A 20,118-nucleotide genomic window follows, 5' to 3' on the forward strand; every position below is an offset into this window, starting at 1 on the left:
AATGCTGTCTTACCAACACGGCTTTCACGCCGGAAACCTCGCAGATGTACAAAAGCACGCGCTTCTGGCCGTGATGCTCGATTACATGACGCGCAAGGACAAACCGATCTCCTATATCGAGACCCACGCAGGCCGTGCGCTCTATGATCTCGAGGGGTCACAGGCGCAAAAGACCGGCGAATCGGCGCAGGGGATCAAGGCGGTTGATGCCTGGTTCAAACCGACGCACCCCTATACCCGAGCGCGCAAGGCGATTGCCGAGGCACATGGTCGAAATATCTACCCCGGTTCTCCGGCGATTGCACAGGCGCTGCTCAGAGACACAGATCACATGCACCTGGCGGAGCTGCACCCGACCGAATTTGCCGAGCTCAAGGCCAACATGGCCGCCTCGCCGCGCTATGTCGGCCTGAACATCAAGCAGCAGGACGGGATAGAATTCGCCCAGTCGATCTGCCCGCCGGAGCCGAAACGCGGGTTGATGCTGATCGACCCGTCCTATGAGATCAAAACCGATTTCGAGACCCTGCCGAGCCAGATCTACAAGCTGCATCGCAAATGGAATGTCGGCGTCATCGCGCTCTGGTATCCGGTGTTGAAAAACGGCACGCATCTGCCCTTGGTCGAAGGCATGCTCTACGCCAATTTTCCCGGTTGCCTGCATCACGAAGTGCGGTTCAAACCGGCACAGAAGGGCCATGGCATGCATGGTTCCGGCATGTTCGTGATCAACGCCCCCTACGGGCTTTCGGATGAAGCGAACCGGCTGACCGGGCTGTTCAAGCGCTTGTGAGCCGGGGCATCGAAGCGGACGGAAGGCCATTGGGGCATTGGACACCGGCCCGGAATAGCAGCGTAGCTGCCCGGGCGTGCGCTCCGAATGTCCCCCCATGGGCTCGAAGCTGCCCCTTGCCGTGACCTCCCCCTCACCGCGCCTTGAACAGGCCGCCGAGGATGCCGCGGACGATGCGTTTGCCGGTGGTGCCGGTGAGTTCCTTCATCACCATCTTGCCGAGCTGCTCACCGATGCTCTTCTCGGACGACTTGCGGCTCGAGCTGCGTGAGCTGGATGTGCGGCTGTAATTCTGACCGTCGTAACGCCGTGCCTTGCTGAATTCGCGCTCCAGCGCCTCGCGTCCAGAGACCTCTTTCGCGGCCTCCTCTTCGGCCTTCTCCGCCGCTTCGGCGGCCTTGGCGGCGGCTTCGGCCCGGGCTTTCAGCATTTCAAAGGCGCTTTCGCGGTCCAGCACCGCCTCGTATTTTCCGGCAATCGGCGAGGTGGCCATCACCTCGGCGCGCTCCGCCGCGGTGATCGGTCCGAGTTTCGACGAGGGCGGGCGGATCAAAGTGCGTTCGGCCACGCCCGGCTCGCCCTTCTTGATCAGGAACGAGGTCACCGCCTCGCCGGTGCCGACCTGTTTGATCGCCTCTTCGATGTCAAACCGCGGATTGCTGCGATAGGTCTCGGCGGCCAGCCGCAGCGCCTTCTGATCGCGGGCGGTAAAGGCCCGGAGCGCGTGTTGCACCCGGTTGCCCAATTGGCCCAGGATATCCTCGGGGATGTCATCCGGGTTCTGGGTGACGAAATAGACGCCCACGCCCTTGGAACGAATGAGCCGCGCCACCTGCTCCACCTTGTCGACCAGCGCTTTCGGCGCGTCGTCGAACAGGAGATGCGCCTCGTCGAAGAAGAACACGAGTTTCGGCTTGTCCGGGTTGCCGATCTCCGGCAGTTCCTCGAACAGTTCAGAGAGCAGCCACAACAGGAAGGTGGCGTACAGCCCCGGCGCCGACATCAGCGTATCGGCGGCGAGGATGTTGATCCGGCCACGGCCATCCACATCCGTGCGAATAATGTCGGACAGCTCCAGCGCCGGCTCGCCAAAGAGCTTGTCGCCCCCCTGGTTTTCCAGCACCAGAAGCCCGCGCTGGATCGCGCCGAGAGAGGATTTGGAAATATTGCCATAGCGCAGGGTCAACTCATCGGCATTCTCACCGCACCAGACCAGCAGCGCTTGCAGGTCCTTGAGATCGAGAAGCGGCAGACCCTGCTCATCGGCGACCCGGAAGGCGACGTTGATCACCCCTTCCTGCGCTTCGGTCAGGCCCAGAAGCCGCGAGATCAACAGCGGGCCCATTTCGGCCACGGTGGTGCGGATCGGGTGGCCCTGTTCGCCGAACAGATCCCAGAAGGTGACCGGGAAGGCCTCGTATTTATATGCCTCAGCAAAACCGATGGTCTCGGCCCGCGACATGAAAGCCTCGTGGAGCTTGAAATCCGCAGAGCCAGATTTTGCCAGACCGGAAAGGTCGCCTTTGACGTCGGAGAGAAACACCGGCACGCCCTGGGCCGCGAAGCTCTCGGCGAGGATCTGCAAGGTCACGGTCTTGCCGGTGCCGGTGGCCCCGGCGATCAGCCCGTGGCGGTTGCCGTATTTCAACAACAACTCCTGCGCCTCGCCATAGGCTTCGCCACCTCCGCCGACGAAAATCCGGTCCAGTCCTGTCTCTGCCATGCGATCGCCCTTCTCTCATCTCGTCCGACGCCGCGTGTTGCGCCGTCACACCTTTGTGATTCGTCGTAAACGCCTGTTTTTTCAACAGCGTACGCTCATACAATACAAATTTAACCAGTTCCTGCCACACTCGAATTGTCCGAACCATGTCCTCTTCGGTTCGGATTGACTTCCTCCCTGTCAGACTGGCCGCCCGGGTCCTCCCGGCGCGGCCTTTTTTTGTGCATCTGCGCGCGCAGACCCCGAGGGCAAGTGGCTCCCCGACAAGGCGGCTCTGCCGGCGGCGCGGGCTGATCTGAAGCGGCGCAGGCCGCCTTTGAGAGATTTTCCTTCAATTTCGGTGATTTGGGGTAATTTTACCGTTTTTTCTTTGCAATTTTGACATTGACGATTGCAGGAACCTGTCATAGCGTTGTCGCAATTAAGTCGGCCAAGTCCGACAGGGAGAAAGTTCAGGATTAGCTAGGTCATCTGACCTGAAGATCCACAGAAGCCTCGGGTTCGCCCGGGGCTTCTGTCATTTTGACGGTCCGGGGTTACGGTCGGGGTTCATCCGCCGTTTCGGCGATGAGCGTTTTTGCCGAACTCTGCGTCAACGCTCTGCCCATATACCCGCCCTATACACCCGGCCCATACGCCCTTCCCGGCCGCGCGTGTCAGACATCCGCCTGCGCGCATCGAACCGACCCCGGCAAAGCGCGCGCGCCCGAAACACCCCGAGGGTCAGCGCAGTTTGGCCCGTTCACGATTTTTTTCTTTGCCGCCCCCTGACAGCTTGCCGATGGCGTGCTACAGCAAAGGCCAATTCTAACGAACATATGGATAGAAGATGATCCCCATCTCCCGCAAATTGATTGCCCTTGCCAGCGCCACCGTTCTCTCTTTCGGCGCCGCGATGCCGCTGTCCGCCCAGGAGAGCGGGCTCTCCGCCGGGACGCCGGTCGATGCCGAGGGCAACGCAACCGGCACCGCCGCGGACAATGTCGGTCGCGCCTATACGCTGGAAACCCAGGGCGATTGGGAAATCCGATGTATCAAGGCCCCCGAAGGCCAGGCCGACCCCTGTTCCATGTATCAGCTGCTGAAAGATGAACAGGACAATGACGTCGCCGAGGTGGCGCTGTTCCATATGGGCAAGGGCGATGTCGAGGCCGCCGCGACCTTCACCACGCCGCTTGAGACGCTTCTGACCGGGCAGCTGGCGCTGTTCGTCGATGGTCAGAACGGCCGCAAATACCCGTTCCAGTTCTGCAACAAGGTCGGCTGTTTCGTGCGCGCCGGTCTGACCGCCGCCGATGTCGATCTGCTGAAAAAAGGCAATGAAGGCATGGTGGGCATCGTGCCGATGGGCCGTCCGGATCAACCGGTACAGCTTAAGCTGTCGCTGACCGGTTTCACCGCGGCCTATAGCCGCGTGACGGAGCTGAACGTCGCGGCCCAAGGCGATGCGGCCCCGGCCGAATAAGCCACCCGCCATCGCGTAAAATCGAAAACGCCGCGTCGGGAGCCCCGCGCGGCGTTTTTCGTTGCGTTGATGAAGGGCGGCTTGCGGGACTTAGCAGGCGTTCGAACGAAATACATCTGGCGCGAAACAAGGCGAAGCCGCCGCGCCTGCGCAGGCCCGTCCCGGCGGGCAAGCGCATTGCCAACCGCGCACAACGGATTGAACTTTCACGGATTTGGCGAACATAAAGTGACGACCACATCGGTCGGAGCGCTCACTCACGGGCCAGCGCAGGCGCTCCGTTCCAATGTCTCCAATGGGCTCACAGCCCCGTTTCGATCACGGCGCCTTGCGCAGCGCCAGAACCGCGTTCAGCCCGCCAAAGGCGAAGGCGTTGGAGAGCACCACATCGACATTGGCATCGCGCGCCTCATTGGGCACCACATCGAGCGCGCATTCCGGGTCCGCCTCTTCGTAATTGATCGTCGGCGCGATAATGCCGTCGCGCAAGGCCATGATACAGGCCAGAAGCTCCACCGCGCCGGTGCCGCCGATCAGGTGACCATGCATCGATTTCGTCGACGAGATCATGATGTCATCCGCATGCGCGCCCAGAGCATCCGCCACGGCGGCGCATTCGGTCTTGTCATTGGCGGCGGTGCCGGTGCCGTGGGCGTTGATATAGCCCACATCGGAAGCGTTGATCCGCGCGTCCTGCATGGCGCCGGAAATCGCCCGCGCCGCGCCCTGTTTCGAGGGCATGACAATGTCGGAGGCGTCCGAGGTCATGGCGAAACCGATCACTTCGGCAAGGATCTCCGCGCCGCGCGCCTTGGCGTGCTCATAGTCTTCGAACACGAAAACGGCGGCGCCCTCGCCCTGCACCATGCCGTTGCGGTTCATAGAGAACGGACGGCAGGCGTCCTTCGACATCACGCGCAGACCTTCCCAGGCTTTCACCCCGCCGAAACACAGCATGGATTCGGAGCCGCCCGTCACCATGGCCGTCGCCACCCCGTGGCGCACCATGTTGAAGGCCTGCCCCATGGCATGGTTCGAACTGGCGCAAGCGGTGGAGACGGTGAAACACGGGCCCTTGAGGTTGTATTCCATCGACACATGGCTGGTCGCGGCATTGTTCATCAGTTTCGGCACGACAAAGGGGTGAACCCGGTTCTTCCCCTCTTCATAGACCATGCGGTAATTGTCGTCCTGGGTGGTCAGACCACCGCCCGAGGTGCCGAGCACGACACCGGAGCGGAGCGCCAGCTCGCCCACGAATTCGAGCCCCGACTGACCGATCGCCTGTTGCGCGGCCACCAGAGTGAATTGCGTGAAACGGTCATAGAGCGCCATCTGCTGGCGGTTGAACCGGCCTTCGGCGTCCCAATCATGGATCTGCCCGCCGATCTTGATCGCCAGACGATCGACATCGCGGAAATTCAGCTCGGAAATGCCATTCTTGCCCTCGGCAAAGCCCGCGAGCGTCGAGGCAACGTCAAGACCGAGCGCATTGACCGTGCCGGCACCGGTGATTACGACGCGTTTCATGCTTTCTGGTCTGCAATCAGCCCTTCGACCGCTTTCACGATGGCCGAGACGGAAGAAATGTCGAAATCCGATTGATCGGGTTCGTTGGCATTGAACGGCACGGAAATGTCGAAAGCTTCTTCGATGGCGAAAATGCTTTCCACCAGGCCGAGACTGTCGATGCCCAGCTCTTCGAGAGATTGCTCAAGCGACACATCCGCCGGGTCCAGAACCGCCTGTTCCGCGATGATCTCAATGATTTTCTCTTTCACGTCCTGCGACATTCCTGCCCCTCCGATCCAATCTCGCGCCTGATTTAGTCTGAATTGCCTGCCGAGAAAACAGGTTTTTGTAACCTTATCATATCAAATGACGCAGCGATCCCTCAGATCTCGCGTATCAGCGACGGCTCAGTCCGCCTTGATCAGCTTGCTCATCACCCGCGGCAGGCGCCTCAGCGCCTTGTACATCTCGACATGGGTCTGCATCGCCACCGCCGGATAGCCCATCATCGCCTTGCCCTTGGGCACGTTCGAGAGCACGCCCGTGCCCGCGCCGATGATGGCGCCGGCACCGATCTTGAGATTGTCCGCAGCCCCGGCCTGACCGCCCATGACGCAGAAATCTCCGATCACGGTGGAGCCCGCCACCCCGACCTGACCGCACAAGAGACAATGCCGACCGACCACGACATTATGGCCGATATGCACCTGATTATCGAGCTTGGTGCCGTCGCCGATCCGCGTCGCCCGAATAGTCCCCTGATCGATGGTGACATTGGCACCCAACTCCACGTCATCGCCGATCACCACGGAGCCGATCGAGGCGATGCGGAGCCAGGCCTGGCCCTCCGCCTCGACGGTTTCGCCCAGGCTCTCGCGCGCTTCTTCGACGGCGGATTTCTCGGCGGTGACGAAAGAGAACCCGTCGGCGCCGACGACCCCGCCCGGCTGGGCAATCAGCCGATCGCCGATCGTGGCCCCGGCACCGATTTTCACCCCGGCATGGATCAGCGCGTCATCGCCGATTCTGACATGGGCGCCGATCGAGACATGTTGCGCGATCCGGGCATTCTTGCCGATCTTCGCCCCCTTGCCGATCACCACCAGCGGCCCGATGGCGGCGCCCTCGCCGATCTCGGCGGAAGGATCGATCACCGCCGTTGGATGAACCCCAGGCTCAAGGCCCAGCCCGGCGTCGAAACTCGCGGTAATGCCGGCCATGGCGAGACGGCCGCGGCTCACCAGAATGGCGGCCTCGAGCCCGAGCCCGGCCCAGTCGGCGCCCTGCCAGAGCACGGCCGCGCGGGCCTCTCCCTTGGCGATATTCGGGGCAAAACGTGGATCCATCGCCAGCGCGAGATCCGTCGCGCCGGCGTCCTGCGGCTCCGCCGCGCCGGAGACGATAACCTCCCCGTTGCCCTCGAACGGCGCGTTCAGTCGCGTGGCAAGTTCCGCAATGGTGATGCTCATGTCAGTCTCCAGAAGTCCTGCCGAGAGACATAAGCGCTTTCACCGGCTTTGAAAAGCAAGGGCGCCGAAGGATCTCTCCCCGGCGCCTTGATATTGTAATTCTGTTTCAGTCGCGTGAGCGTTTCAGCCGTGCGGGTCACCCGCCGATGGCGCGCAGCTGCACACCGCTCTTCTGAAGGGCCGCCCAGATCTTGGCGTCACGGCCATAGATATCGCGACGATATTCCATGCCGCCTTTCGGCTGGGTCACGGCGGTGCGGTAAACGAGATGCACCGGCACATGCTGTTCCAGCTCGATCACGCTTTCCTGGCCGGTCTTCAGATGCGCCTGGAACACGCCAACCGGATCGTTGGTCTGTTTCGCCAGAAGCGCATAGGCAAAGTCGAAGGGCTGTTGCAGGCGGATACAGCCATGCGAGAAGGCCCGGACCTCGCGCCCGAACAGCGATTTCGACGGCGTGTCATGCAGGTAGATATTGTACTTGTTCGGGAACATGAACTTCACCAACCCGAGCGCGTTGCGGTTCGACGGCGGCTGTTTCAGCGCGAAGGGGAAGCTGGATGTGGTGTATTGCGAGAAATCCACATTGGCGCGGTTCACCGTGCGGCCCCGGCTGTCGACGAGGCGCAGATGGCCGGCGGCATTCGGGTTCTTCTTCATCATCGGCAGGTATTCTTTCACCGCGATGGAGCGTGGCACGTTCCAGGTCGGGTTGATGACCATATGCTCCATCTCGTCGGAGAATTCCGGGCTGCGGCGATCGCTCTGGTTCATCCCCACGACGGAGCGGGTCTCGAAGGTGACCCGACCACTGTCGACGATCTTGGCCGAGAAATCGGTCAGGTTGACCCAGATATGGCGTTTGCCCAGCGGCATGTTGATCCAGCGCTCGCGCTCCAGCGCCACGAGGATCGAGGCCAGACGCTTTTCCGGGCTGACGTTGAGCTCTTCGATCGTCGAGGGACCGGCCACCCCATCGGCGGTCAGGCCGTGCTGCATCTGAAACAGCTGAACGGCTTTCTGCATTTTGGCGTCATAGCTGGTGGTGGCGCTGCGCGGCAGGTAGCCCATGGCCATCAGCCGGTTGCGCAGGATGATCACACCATTGCCGGACTGGCCGGGTTCGTATTTCTTGCCCGGCACCTCCTGGCCCCAGCCGCCCTGCCCCAGCACGCGTTCGAGCTTGGCCTTTTCCTTCAGCAACCGGGCATATTCCGGCGAGGTCGGCTCCAGCTGGCGCAGATAGGCCGCGGGCGAGGATTTCACGAAATTGGTGAGCGTCTGCAGCGCATCACGATAGGGCACCTGGCGCACCAGCCCGCTGTCGATGCGCGAAGGCACGAGCTGGCCGGTCTGGATATCGCGGGCATAATCGAGAAACAGCTTGGCCATGGCCACTTCGGCGCGACCGAGGTCACGATCGGATTTGATCGCGCGCAGGTTGGCCTCCAGAAGCGTGGTGTCATAGGGCGCAAGCCCCTTTTCCGGCGCCGCCTGAACAGCGCGCAGCAAAGCCTGACGGCGCGCCTTGGCGCGGGCGGAATTGTCGGCGAAGATCGGCTTGTAGCCGGTGGCGCGATAATATTCGGACAGGGTTTTCGACGAGGACGCGGCTTCCGCCACGGCCTGCATGAACGCGCTGACCTCCTGTGCCGCAGCCGGGGCCGGGGCGATCACGGCAGGAACGCTGCCAAGCGAGAGGCTGAGCGCCAGCATGGCGGCCTTGAACGGCGAAAGCGAGCGGCGCGCGCCCGTGGCAAACCGGGAAGCCGGGGAAACAAACATGTCGGTCCTCGAAAGATATGCTGCAGTCATTCCCCCAAGATATAGAGTTTCTTCGACCGACGTCAGGGGGAAGAATACGCAAGCCCTGCTCTGTGCCAATTGCACAACAGGTGACGCCGAAGGGGAACACGCGCCGTTTTTCCCCTTAAATTGCCAACGCGGATTTGCCGCAAACCGGCACCTCTGCCGAGCAGGAACCGGCAAGAACGCGCCGAAACGTGCCCCCTCCACCCCCTGAAAACTCAGGCGAATTTCGGTAAAAATGGTCGAAATCCCGCCATTGGTAAGGTTTCACCTACCATTTTGCGCAAGAACCTGCCGATTTTACCGCTCCCTCAGGTCTCGGGCGAATCCGTGTCTTGGCCGAAGAATCACAATATGCCATAACCTGCCACACATGGCGCGTTGCCGTGTTTAAGAGGTGTTTCCGACATCTCACATTTGACTGGGGCAAGGATCACGGCCCGGATCGCACATGTTGTTTGCGATTTTGCCGGCGAAAAAATTCACGATCCCCGCACCGCAAGGCAGGTCAGGCTGCCGAAACGAGATTTGGCGCTGAGGCCGCAGATTTTTCCATATCGGACGCTCTGATATGCGAAAAATGCTAGGACAATCGCCGGTTTTCGGTCAAAGTGAAGTCGGAGACTTGGTTAAGAATGCCGCGAGAAGCGGCGCAGAAATCAATCACCGCATGAGGCGGGAACAGGTAAGCGACGGGACGCTTGAGAGTATGACGAATAACGCAACGAGCGTGATTTCACGCCGCGGAGTTTTGCGCGGCTTTGCAGCAACAGCCATCAGTGCAGCACCAGTCTATGCCAATGCCGCAGGTTTCCTGCGTGGCTCTGGCGATGTCCGGCGGATTTCCATGTATTCGGGCCGCACCGGCGAAAGCATTGACACGATCTACTGGGTCGATGGCGAATATATCCCCGAGGCACTGAAGGAAGTCACCTATTTCTTCCGCGACTGGCGCAACTCGAAACTGAAGGCCGTAGATGCGCGCACGGTCGACATCATGACCGCCGCGCACCGTCTGATGGAAACGGATGAGCCCTATATGCTGCTCTCCGGCTACCGCTCGCCGGAAACCAATGCAATGCTGCGTGCCCGCTCTTCGGGTGTGGCGAAAAACTCGCTGCACATGAAGGCACAGGCCGCCGACCTGCGGCTCAAATCGCGTTCGATCTATCAGATGGCCTCGGCCGCGAAATCCTGCTCTGCCGGTGGCGTGGGCACCTATCGCGGCTCCAACTTCGTGCATATGGATTGCGGCGTCGTCCGCACCTGGAACGGCTGAGGCCAAGCCCGGCGCCACGGCACAGGACCTATCCCGACGGTCTGAGACATCAGCCGCCCCGTTTGAGGGCGGCTTTTTCATGTCGATCTCGGCGGTGCCAGGAAACCGATTTGGAAAGTTCGCTTTGCGGGACTTTGCTGCCATTGGAGGTTTTGCGCAGAGCCGTGACAAGCCTGCCCGTGGGGTGGCGCTCTGACAAATGTGCGATGCACTTTATGGTGTCAAATACATCTAAGATGTGAGGTCATCGCGCGGCTCCAATGCGCCAGCCCGCCGGGACGGGCAGGCGCAGGCGCGGCGGCCTTCGGCCTTGTTCCGCGCCCAGAACGCCAATATCCCCCAAGGGCTCAAAACATCCGAACACGGTCTGCATGTCTGTCCAGACAAAGAAATGGCGCCCCGAATACCTCGGGACGCCAGTCCGGCTTTCATTCCATTGCGGCGCCCTATTCCGCTGGCTCCAGCGGTTTCAACCGATCCGGGGTATTGGCCTCGAAATAGGCTTCCTGTTCGGGGGTCAGATCGATTTCTTCATAGCCCGTCACCATCGGCTTCACATGTTCACGGAACCCGTGGCCGGTGGTCAGCAGATAGACATGGGCGATGACGAAGGCCATGACCACATAGGCGGCCAGGAGGTGGATGTTGCGCACCACTTCGAGCACGACTGTGCTGTCCGAGCCGCTGTCCCAGAAATTATAGCTCAGGTAGATGATGCCCGAGACCCAGATCGCCGGGAAGACAAACCATTTCAGACCAAAGTAAGTCGCGGCCTGAAGCGGGTTGTGCTTGCGCCAGTACTGTTTCTTATAGGGCGGCTCCTCGCCCTTGAAGATGCCGAAGGCGTAATAGCGCGCGGTGGCGAGCATGCCCTCGACCTTGGGCAGGAATTGCCGCCAGACCCCGGTGGTGAAGAGCCAGAACGTGGCAAAGATCCAGACCACCAGCAGCGCCAGCGCCGCCAGCGTGTGCAGCATCACCGCCGGGCCGAAGGGGATCAGCGTATGCACGCCGCTGACCCTGAGCCCGGTGAACATCAGCACCATGATCAGCAGGACCTGGGTCCAGTGCCAGAGACGCTCAAAACGCGGATAGACTTTGACGAGACGTTTCCCCATCACGAATGCCCTCCTTTTTTACCGGCGATCAGACGCAGGGCACCGTGTCCGATGACGCCAAGCGCGGTCAGCAGCACCAGGATCTGTCCCAGCCGTCCGACGATGGAATTCGGGTTGGTCCCCGGCATCACCACGCCGGCAAGCCCGACGAGACGGCCATCCTCGGCATGGCATTCGACGCAATCCATCGCCTCGGACGCCGGCGCAACCATATGGGTGATCGGCCAGTACATGTAAGTGTCGATGAAACCGTATTCGCCGGAATACTCCGATCCCGCGGCCTTCATCCCCGCCTCGATCGCCTTGCCCCAATCGAAATTGGTCCAGAACGCGGTGTCGGTCGTCGGGCCCCAGACATGGCTGTAGGCCAGCTTGTTGTTGCCGGCGTCATAGGATTGACGCCCCTCCATGCGTTTGAACGGCCAGATCCGGCTGTCGTCGCCATCGGGCGTGCCCAGGACCTTGTTGATCTCGACCACCTGGCTCGGATCGATTTCTTCTTCCGGCAGGGTGTATTCCACCGCGCCGTTGAACCAGGCGTAATACGGGGTGACGTTCTCGCCCCAGTCGAAATCGCCCTTGGTCGAGAGATAGGTATGAAGCTCCTTGCCGTCGCTCTGGGTGAAATTATGCTCGGCGATCGGTTGCCCGACCTCATTGAGACGTCCCGCCGTCGACCAGTCCCACCAGGTCTTGGTCGCCACGCCGCCGCGGGCGAATTCCGGGATGTGACAGGTCTGGCAGGCCACCTTGTCCGTGTGATCGTTGAGCTTGATCGACATCAGCGAGCCTTCATGCGGCGCGGTGCTGTGGCAGCTCTCGCAGGAGGCGGTGAACCGCTCCTCGCCCGGATGGCCCAGCCCGATCTCATCCTTGGCATCCAGCAGATAGCGCGAGCCGGCCCAGTTGTGGCTGTCTTCCGTATGGCAATCGGAACAGACCATATTGGCGCCGTCTTTCGACATATGCACATCGGTGTGGATGTCCGGATCATAGAGCGCGGAGCTGAGATCGCCGTGTTTCACATTGTCGCCGCCGCCACCGTAGAAATGGCACTGGCCACAATTGTCGCGGGTCGGCATGCCCACGCTTTGCGCCGATTTCATCAGATCGACCGCCCAGGCCGGTTCGCCGGTGATGGTCTGGCCCTTCACCGGCTCGCCCGGCACCTCGCCCAGAGGCGGGTGCCCTGCCCCGGTGGCGAGCTTGGCATATTGCCCGGATTGGTCGTGACAGACGAGACAATCGACCGCCGAGGATTGTTGCGGCGGCGGGCTCGCCATGTCGTCCCAGCCATAGCCCGCGTGGCACGAGGTACAGCGCGGCTCATTGCCGGCGACATTGCCGCAAAACGCGTTGATCACCTTGGATTTGCCAAGCACCTGACCGGTGGCGCCATTCTCGAATTCCCATTCGAAATGGATCGAATGCATCACCTGATCGTCGGCCTCGGTGTGACAGCTGAGACAGGCCTCGGTCACCTCCGGGCCGGAGGTGAATTGCTTTTGCAGGATCTCGAATTTCGAGTGATCGGCGGTCGAGCCGCTGCCCGGCACCATCGGGGCGGCACTTTCCTGCGCGAACGCGGGAAAGGCGGTAAGCCCGATGGCGATGCTGGCGAGCGCGGCGAAATGGCGTCTGGCGTGCATGATGTCCTCCCGAATGCACGCAGGATGGACTCCGCGCGCATATTGCATTCACTTACTTGAATGCCATCACGGCAATGCGAGCATTGATCTATCGCAAATACATCTTTGGAATCCGCTTGACCGCGACATTATGTTGCGCCGGCATGTTCCGCCAGCATGCTACGCCAGCAACGTCGCGGCGCGCCCTGCCCTCACCGGACCCGAGCGGACCGGACCGATGACACTAGGCGCCCGTCGGGGCAAACGTCTGAGCAATATCGAAGTGCCCATGTCCCACAAGCTTGCGGGCCCTTCAGATCCGATTTTGTTCAGCTGGTGAAAACGGCTTACAAACAGTAGCTTAATGGCGATCGTTTTTTGACAGGGACATAACCTTGCACACCGCGTACATATGCATGCTCAGATCGGATATTTGAGGACATTCGTCATGTCGGTCGAGATTGGCCGCTCCGCGGGACATAGCAGACGTTTGAGTATTTGGCGCAAGCCGCACGTCGATGACGCGGGCGGTGGCGATCCTGACCTGCGTGCTTCTCACTTTATCTCATTCAAATCCGAAGAAGTTCAACACGTTGCGCTTCCCAGACAAAATCGCCGCCGCGCGGGACGCGTCAGCGATGTGCGGCGGCCTGAGGCCTTGATTCCGCACGAGGTGCTAAGTTCTGAATGTCCCCAAAGGCCTCGCTCCCGCCCTTCGCGGCGCCGACCGCCAACGGCAGCTTTATGCAATCCGTCTCAGGCCTATTCAGCCAGGTTGACCTGGGTTTCGATTTCCCGGGTCCCCAACAAATAGGCGCGACAGGGGCTGCGCAGGAAAACGGCCGAACTGTGCAAACCTATGGGGCATTGGCAGAAAGGGGAAATGGCGCACCTTAGAGGATTCGAACCTCTGGCCTCTGCCTTCGGAGGGCAGCGCTCTATCCAGCTGAGCTAAAGGTGCGCAACCTGATGTTTCAGGTGAGACGTCTATAGGCCATGCAAAAGGGGCGTGCAATCGGTTTTCGCGCATCCGCCCCCTTTGGTTCAGGGACCGGCATAGCGATGGATGACCCGGGTATTGACCGCGCAGGGCGCATCGGTCGCGAGCATCTTCGCCAGAGCTGGCGGAAAGGTGACCCGAAGCGATGAGACCTGTTCGAGCTCCGTTTCCGAGAGCACCTTGAGATCGATCTGATGATCCGTCACCAGCGCCCCCATGGCACTGTCCTTGATGTCCTGAAACTCCGCCCGCCACAGGTTTTCACCGAGCTGCGTCCAGGTAAAATCACCTGCCAGGCTCTCCGGCTCAAAGGGCGCGGGAAAGGCGATATGTTTCGGTCCATATCCGGCCTCACGCGCGAAAGCCTCCGACATCTGCGCCACCAGATCCGGCGGGCAGCCGCTCTGGCCGAGAAGCTCGGCCTGCCCCTGCCAGAGACCGGTTTTGGGCTGGATCTCCGCCGCCGACGCAAAAGCCGCCGCGCCGAACAGCCCCGCCAGCCCTGCCCGCTTCGCATTCCGAAAGACACTGTTCACCATAATCACCTCCAAACACTTCGGATGCTCTCAGGGTGACATGGCGATACCGGGTCTGACAAGGCCGGGAGGGAATTGACGCCCGGGCGGCGCGATCTCAGCCGAAGAATTCTCGGCAGAGTTCGAGTGCCTCGACCAGACGGTCCACCTCTTCCTCGGTGTTGTACATGGCGAAAGATGCCCGGCAGGTGGCAGTGACCCCCAGATGCTGCATCAGCGGCATGGCACAATGCGAGCCGGCGCGCACGGCGACGCCCTTCTTGTCCAGAACCGTCGAAATGTCATGGGCATGTGCCCCTTCCATGGTGAAGGAGAAGATCGCGCCCTTGCCCGGCGCCGTCCCCTGCACATTGAGCCAGTTCAGCCCCTGCAGCCGTTCCGTGGCATAGGCGGTGAGACGGGCCTCATGGGCGGCGATGGTCTCCATGCCGATCTCCATCAGGTAATCGAGCGCCACCCCCATGCCGATGGTCTGGACGATCCCCGGCGTGCCGGCTTCGAATTTCAGTGGCGCTTTCGCGTAGCTCACCTCATCCTTGGTGACCGTGTCGATCATGTCGCCACCGCCCAGGAACGGCCGCATCTCGGCCTGACGCTCGGCCCGGATATAGATCGCACCGGAGCCGGACGGCCCGTAGAGCTTGTGCCCGGTGATCGGATAGAAATCGCACCCGATGTCCTGCACATCCACCGGGCCATGTACCGCGGCCTGCGAGCCATCGACCAGCGTGGCGATGCCACGTTCGCGGGCGGCGGTGCAGATCGATTTCACATCGACGCGCGTGCCGGTGACGTTGGACATCTGGGTGATCGCGACCAGTTTGGTCTTCGGTCCCATGGCATCAATCACCGCCTGCGGATCGAGCGATCCATCGGGGGCACAATCGACCCATTTGATCACCACGCCCTGACGTTCGCGCAGGAAATTCCACGGCACGATATTGGCGTGATGCTCCAGAACAGAGAGCAGGATCTCATCGCCCGGCTGCAACAGCGGCGCGGCCCAGCCGTAGGACACGAGATTGATCCCCTCGGTGGTGCCGGAGGTAAAGACGATCTCATCCTCATGGCCCGCGTTCAGGAACCGCGCCACCTTGGCCCGCACGCTCTCGTATTTGTCGGTCGCCAGATTGGACAGGTAATGAAGGCCACGGTGCACATTGGCGTATTCCTCGGAATAGGCCTTGGTGATCGCATCGATCACCACCTGCGGCTTCTGCGCCGAGGCGCCATTGTCGAGATAGGTCAGCGGCTGGCCGTTGACCTGGCGTGAGAGGATCGGGAAATCGGCCCGGATGGCAGCGACATCAAACATGTCAGGTCTCTTTCTTGGAAACTTCGGGCTTGGCCGCGGCCGGCCTGGCGACTTCGGAGAGGTTGATGCCCCAGAAGAGGATCAACACGAGGAGCGCCAGCGCGCCCACGAGCGAGGTGGTCGGACCGGGACCGACAAAGCCGGCCGTCAGCCCCCAGAGCAGCCACAGGGGCGCAGCACAGAGCAGACCCCAGAACAGCGCCAGACGGGTCTCATACCCGGTCGCCGCACTGCCGGTCAGGCGCAGGGCAAGGCCGATCACACCGGCGAGGATGTAGAAGATCAGCGGCATGATGAAGAGCCAGCTCAGCAGCGTCGCCCCCATCAGCATCTGCACCTCCCGGCCGGTCTCGAAGGCAAGCCGCGAGAGCCGCGGCCATTGCGCCACGAAAATCAACCCGCAGGCGAGGATCAGCGTGACCAAGGCCCCGCCCTCGTTCTCGCCTGCGCCGAGACGATGCCGAAGCACCACACGTGGGGCGCGGTAGCTCCGGACGATATCGGTGACCACTCCCATGACCGGGCTTAGCCTGCGGCCCGGCGGCGCATCAGCCAGCCTTCGAGACGATGCAGGATGTCTTCGGCGATCTCCGGGTTCTCGATCTCTTCGATGGCTTCCGCGAGGAAGGCCAGCGTCAGAAGATCGGTGGCATCCGCCGCCGGCACACCACGCGAGCGCAGGTAGAACAGCGCCTCATCGTCGATCGCCCCCACCGTCGAGCCATGCGAACAGGCCACGTCATCGGCGTAGATCTCGAGCTCCGGCTTGGCGAGGAACTGGCTGTCATCATCAAGCAGCAAGCCCTGGCTGATCTGATAGCCATCGGTCTTTTGTGCGCCGGGTTTCACGAGGATCTTGCCCTGGAAAATACCTTTGGCGCCATTGCGCAGGACTTTCTTGAACACCTGACGGCTTTCGCAGCGCTCCGCGTCATGGGTGATGAACACCGTGTCATCGTGATGGAAATCGCCATCCCCCATCGCCGCGCCGGCGACATGGGCGATGGAATCGTCCCCCATGATGTCGATCACGACCTCGTTGCGGGTCAGCACACCATTGGCGGTCATGGTGAAGCTCTTGAACGACGCCTCCTGCCCGACCGTGGCAAAGAGATGCGTCACCGCGCGGCGTTCATGATCGCGGCCCTGGGCCCGGACATGGTGGAAGGCGGCCTTGTCAGAGACTTCGACCTCCATCACCTTGTTGAACCGCGCGGCGGCGGGACCGTTTTCGAGCACGGTGAGATCGGCGCCCTCCTCGACCCGCACCACATGGTGCAGCACCGCATCGGAGCTCTCGCTCTGATGCAGATAGACCAGCGAGACGGGCTTGGCGACCTTACCCGTGGCGCGGATCACCACGCCATCGGTGGCAAAAGCGGTGTTGAGCGTGGCGAGCGGACGTTCGACCGGATCTTGCGCCTTTTTCTCCTGCACGCCGTAAGCGTCTTTCGCCCAGTGGATATCGGCAGAAAGCGCGTCGGAGAGCCGCATGATCTCGAGGTTCTCACCCTCGAGCGCGTCAGAGGCCTCGGCATCGAAGACACCGTCGACAAACACCAGTTTCAGCCGGTCGATACCGGAAAACACCGGCGCCTCCTCGGCCACGAAAACTTCGGCGGGCGTGGGCGTCTCGGCGATCAGGCTGTCCGGACGGGTCCAGCGCCAATATTCGTCACGCCCCTGCGGCAGGCCCATGGCCAGAAGCCGCGTGAGCGCATCCTGACGCAGCGCCTCGGCCCAGGGTGCCCCGGTCGGAAGGCTCATGGCGTCGACGCGGGTGGCGGTCGTGTCCAGTTTGCGTTGTTTCAATTCGGCACGTTTCATCAGGCGTTCTCCACCTCGGCCAGCAGATCGGCATAGCCGTTGTGCTCGACCTCGAGCGCCAGCTCAGGCCCGCCGGTCTTGATGATCCGGCCATTGGACATGATGTGCACGACATCCGGTTTGATGTGGTCCAAGAGGCGCTGATAGTGGGTAATCACCACGAAGGACCGTTTGCCGTCGCGCAGCGCGTTGACGCCTTCGGACACCAGTTTCATCGCATCGACATCGAGCCCGGAATCGGTCTCGTCGAGGATGCAGAGCTTCGGCTCGAGCATGGCCATTTGCAGGATCTCGTTGCGCTTCTTCTCGCCGCCGGAGAAGCCCATGTTGACCGGGCGTTTCAGCATGTCGGCATCGATCTTCAGGCTCTTGGCCTTTTCGCGCACCAGTTTCAGGAAATCAGTGGCCGAGAGTTCTTCCTCGCCGCGGGCCTTGCGCTGGGCGTTCACCGCGGTGCGCAGGAAGGTCATGTTCGACACACCCGGGATCTCGACCGGGTATTGGAAGGCCAGGAACAGACCGGCGGCGGCGCGCTCCTCGGGCTCGAGCTCGAGAATGTCTTGGCCATCCATCAGCACCTCGCCCTCGGTGACTTCGTAGCCGTCGCGGCCGGAAAGCACATAGGAGGTGGTGGATTTGCCGGAGCCATTCGGCCCCATGATCGCATGTACCTCGCCCGGGCCGACCTTGAGATCGACCCCTTTGAGGATCTGCTTGCCTTCTTCTTCAAGTTTGACGTGGAGGCTTTTGATTTCCAACATATTATTGTCCTTTCACGGAATAGAACCCGCGCGGGCGTTTGGTCCCGGCAGGCATCAGTGCGTTGGTGATATGTGAAATGGCGCCAGCCGAACGCCCAAAGACGTTCAGCTCAGCGCCGATGTGTGTGGAGGGTTGTTGAAGCTTTGGATAAAAAGCTTCGCTCAACCCGCGAAAAACGTGAGAAACAGGGCCAGCGTGGCTCCCGCCACCGCAAGCCTCAACAGCGCTGATCGGACGCCCTGACGCAGCAGGTTGCGCGCCGATTGCGGGTCCTCGGCGGTTTTGGAGAGATGCGTGACACCGGAGACGCGTTTGCTGCGCGGCGTCGCGGTCTCCTGCAGCCCGGTGTAGACGGTGGCAAAGGTGTTGGGCCCGCCGCGTTCGATCCGGTTGATCCGCTCCGCGAACTGCTCCATTTGCGTATGTTTCATCACCCTGTCCCCGCCGCTGTTCTGCCTCTTTGCCAGATGCAAGCTCTTCCCCAAAAAGGGAAAGATCGTGGCAGCTCCGGGACATTCTCGGGGTCGAAACGGATGACGTAGCGTTAGCTTTTCCGGCCCCGCCGATGCGCCCCGCAGACGGGATCAGATATGATAGCTCTCGCCACGAAAATACAGCGTGCCGGGCTCCGTCGTGGCGCGCACATGCTGCACCCATTCCGGAGAAAAGAGCTTGGAGAACAGGTCCGGCATTTCGTAGACGACATTGTGCATGGTCACGATGGCCAGCAGGATGCCGGCGAATTGCGTGCCCATGCGTTTGACCGCCGAAAGCGACACCGCCTCGCGCAACAAGAACGCCACGGCCACCGCAAAGATCACGTCGAGCGCGAGATCGAAGTCGCCGGTCATCTGCGCCACATTGCCGGTGATCTGAAACCTGAGCGCCCGGGCGATCAGAGCGGCCATGCCCCCCATGCCAAAGGCGATCACAAAGGACAGGATTTCCGTCAGCTTCAGCCGCGACTGGTTGAGCGAATTGCGGTAGGAACGGCTCTGCCGTGCGAGCATTTCCGCCAACCGTCGGTTGCGTCCGGCCGCGCGTGTCTCCGCCGGCCCGATGATTTGCATCCCGTTCTGAGGCGCGTAGGAGACGCGGTTCAGGCGATCCAGAAAGTCCTGACGCTGTTGCATTTTGAAACCCGTGATACTGGTGCGTAAGCCCGATGTTTACCATGCTATCGTGGCAAAATTCGGGCAGCCCCTTCCGGGCAATCTGCGCGGCGCTGGAGAAGGTGGTGAAATCAGCCATCATGCCTTCCCCTGAAATGTCTTCAAAAGCGTATAAAGCGCGCTGGCCGGGAAGCTGTCGCGCGGGCTGAGCTCGAACACGGCCATGCGGCCGTGAAAGGCGCTCGGGCGGACGAATTCCTCGATCACCCCGTATTTCTCCTCGCGCCCGACATAGTCATCCAGGAGCACCCGGGTCGGCCGGTTGATCGAGGCCCAGGTGGCAAAGAAACAGCCGGGGCGGAACCGCCCGTCGATCAACACCAGATCCGGCGCGATCAGATCCGCGCGCTGCCAGATCCCGAAACAGTAATCCGGGTAGCGGTGCCATTTGCCGTTGCCCTTGGGCCAGGACCAATCGCCGGTCTGACCGATATCGGCATGGATGAGATGGAGATCGGCCTTGGGCGGATGGGTGTCGAAATGCGCCTGCATGGCCGCGTGCCAGGCCTTGTCGCCCTCGACGGAATAGAGCACCTTGCCCGCCTGCGCCGCGCCATAGGCGGTCGAACCGCCGGAGCCATATTCGACGATCACATTGGCCGCATCATATGCGGCACAGACGAAATCCCTGACCTCCTCCGGGAAGGTCAGTTCCGGCCCGTCGGGACCGAATGCGGGGATATGTGTCTGGACCGTGGTCATCTGTGTC

Annotated in this window: 18 protein-coding genes and 1 tRNA gene; 3 read left to right on the forward strand and 16 right to left on the reverse strand. The window is 61.5% G+C overall.

Going from position 1 to position 20,118, the window contains the following annotated elements:
- The first annotated feature begins 1 nt into the window (after position 1).
- On the forward strand, positions 2-793 hold the full coding sequence (locus BM151_RS04675; protein WP_090058201.1) for a 23S rRNA (adenine(2030)-N(6))-methyltransferase RlmJ: 792 nt from the start codon (positions 2-4) through the stop codon (positions 791-793).
- A 133-nt stretch (positions 794-926) separates the two neighbouring features.
- Here BM151_RS04675 and BM151_RS04680 read toward each other — a convergent pair whose 3' ends face one another.
- Positions 927-2,516: a helicase HerA-like domain-containing protein gene (locus BM151_RS04680; protein WP_090058206.1), complete on the reverse strand. Its 1,590-nt coding sequence runs from the start codon at positions 2,514-2,516 to the stop codon at positions 927-929.
- An 829-nt stretch (positions 2,517-3,345) separates the two neighbouring features.
- Between BM151_RS04680 and BM151_RS04685 the strand changes: the two genes are divergently transcribed.
- On the forward strand, positions 3,346-3,981 hold the full coding sequence (locus BM151_RS04685; protein ID WP_090058209.1) for an invasion associated locus B family protein: 636 nt from the start codon (positions 3,346-3,348) through the stop codon (positions 3,979-3,981).
- 318 nt (positions 3,982-4,299) lie between these two features.
- Here BM151_RS04685 and BM151_RS04690 read toward each other — a convergent pair whose 3' ends face one another.
- The 4 genes from BM151_RS04690 to BM151_RS04705 form a co-directional block, all read right to left on the reverse strand.
- A complete protein-coding gene (locus tag BM151_RS04690) occupies positions 4,300-5,511 on the reverse strand; it encodes a beta-ketoacyl-[acyl-carrier-protein] synthase family protein (protein ID WP_090058213.1) in 1,212 nt (403 codons plus the stop codon).
- On the reverse strand, positions 5,508-5,774 hold the full coding sequence (locus BM151_RS04695) for an acyl carrier protein (protein ID WP_090058217.1): 267 nt from the start codon (positions 5,772-5,774) through the stop codon (positions 5,508-5,510). Before BM151_RS04695 ends, BM151_RS04690 begins: the two co-directional genes overlap by 4 nt.
- Positions 5,775-5,900: 126 nt before the next feature.
- Positions 5,901-6,962, reverse strand: coding sequence for a UDP-3-O-(3-hydroxymyristoyl)glucosamine N-acyltransferase (lpxD, locus tag BM151_RS04700; protein WP_090058220.1), 1,062 nt, complete (start codon positions 6,960-6,962; stop codon positions 5,901-5,903).
- 136 nt (positions 6,963-7,098) lie between these two features.
- The gene (locus tag BM151_RS04705; RefSeq protein WP_090058224.1) at positions 7,099-8,748 is read right to left on the reverse strand and encodes a L,D-transpeptidase family protein; all 1,650 of its coding nucleotides are present in this window, start codon (positions 8,746-8,748) and stop codon (positions 7,099-7,101) included.
- Between the two features lie 733 nt (positions 8,749-9,481).
- On the opposite strand from BM151_RS04705, the gene mepK reads away from it, so the two are divergent.
- Positions 9,482-10,051, forward strand: coding sequence for a peptidoglycan L,D-endopeptidase MepK (gene mepK, locus BM151_RS04710; protein WP_090058227.1), 570 nt, complete (start codon positions 9,482-9,484; stop codon positions 10,049-10,051).
- 446 nt (positions 10,052-10,497) lie between these two features.
- On the opposite strand, the gene BM151_RS04715 is transcribed toward mepK, so the two are convergent.
- The 11 genes from BM151_RS04715 to BM151_RS04765 all read right to left on the reverse strand — a co-directional run bounded on the left by BM151_RS04715 (position 10,498) and on the right by BM151_RS04765 (position 20,111).
- Positions 10,498-11,169, reverse strand: a complete 672-nt coding sequence (locus tag BM151_RS04715; RefSeq protein ID WP_090058230.1) for a cytochrome b/b6 domain-containing protein — start codon at positions 11,167-11,169, stop codon at positions 10,498-10,500.
- Positions 11,169-12,818 carry a tetrathionate reductase family octaheme c-type cytochrome gene (locus BM151_RS04720; RefSeq protein ID WP_177213021.1) on the reverse strand — a complete coding sequence of 550 codons (1,650 nt, stop codon included), beginning with the start codon at positions 12,816-12,818 and terminating at the stop codon, positions 11,169-11,171. The genes BM151_RS04715 and BM151_RS04720 overlap by 1 nt, the downstream gene beginning before the upstream one ends.
- Before the next feature lie 863 nt (positions 12,819-13,681).
- Positions 13,682-13,758, reverse strand: a tRNA-Arg gene (locus BM151_RS04725).
- 83 nt (positions 13,759-13,841) lie between these two features.
- The gene (locus BM151_RS04730) at positions 13,842-14,336 is read right to left on the reverse strand and encodes a hypothetical protein (protein ID WP_090058239.1); all 495 of its coding nucleotides are present in this window, start codon (positions 14,334-14,336) and stop codon (positions 13,842-13,844) included.
- 94 nt (positions 14,337-14,430) lie between these two features.
- The gene (locus BM151_RS04735; RefSeq protein WP_090058243.1) at positions 14,431-15,648 is read right to left on the reverse strand and encodes a cysteine desulfurase; all 1,218 of its coding nucleotides are present in this window, start codon (positions 15,646-15,648) and stop codon (positions 14,431-14,433) included.
- A gap of 1 nt (position 15,649) precedes the next feature.
- Positions 15,650-16,165, reverse strand: a complete 516-nt coding sequence (locus BM151_RS04740) for a YIP1 family protein (protein ID WP_090058246.1) — start codon at positions 16,163-16,165, stop codon at positions 15,650-15,652.
- Positions 16,166-16,173: 8 nt separating this feature from the next.
- On the reverse strand, positions 16,174-17,475 hold the full coding sequence (gene sufD, locus BM151_RS04745; RefSeq protein WP_090058249.1) for a Fe-S cluster assembly protein SufD: 1,302 nt from the start codon (positions 17,473-17,475) through the stop codon (positions 16,174-16,176).
- The gene (sufC, locus tag BM151_RS04750; RefSeq protein ID WP_090058253.1) at positions 17,475-18,236 is read right to left on the reverse strand and encodes a Fe-S cluster assembly ATPase SufC; all 762 of its coding nucleotides are present in this window, start codon (positions 18,234-18,236) and stop codon (positions 17,475-17,477) included. Before sufC ends, sufD begins: the two co-directional genes overlap by 1 nt.
- A gap of 162 nt (positions 18,237-18,398) precedes the next feature.
- Positions 18,399-18,668 (reverse strand): hypothetical protein, encoded by a 270-nt coding sequence (locus BM151_RS04755; RefSeq protein WP_143093037.1) that lies wholly within the window; start codon positions 18,666-18,668, stop codon positions 18,399-18,401.
- Between the two features lie 153 nt (positions 18,669-18,821).
- On the reverse strand, positions 18,822-19,370 hold the full coding sequence (locus BM151_RS04760) for a hypothetical protein (protein WP_090058259.1): 549 nt from the start codon (positions 19,368-19,370) through the stop codon (positions 18,822-18,824).
- A gap of 117 nt (positions 19,371-19,487) precedes the next feature.
- Entirely contained in the window at positions 19,488-20,111 is a 624-nt protein-coding gene (locus BM151_RS04765; RefSeq protein WP_090058262.1) for a hypothetical protein, read from the reverse strand.
- Between the last annotated feature and the right edge of the window lie 7 nt (positions 20,112-20,118).

The organism is Celeribacter neptunius (genome assembly GCF_900113955.1).
GTDB classification, from domain to species: Bacteria; Pseudomonadota; Alphaproteobacteria; order Rhodobacterales; family Rhodobacteraceae; genus Celeribacter; species Celeribacter neptunius.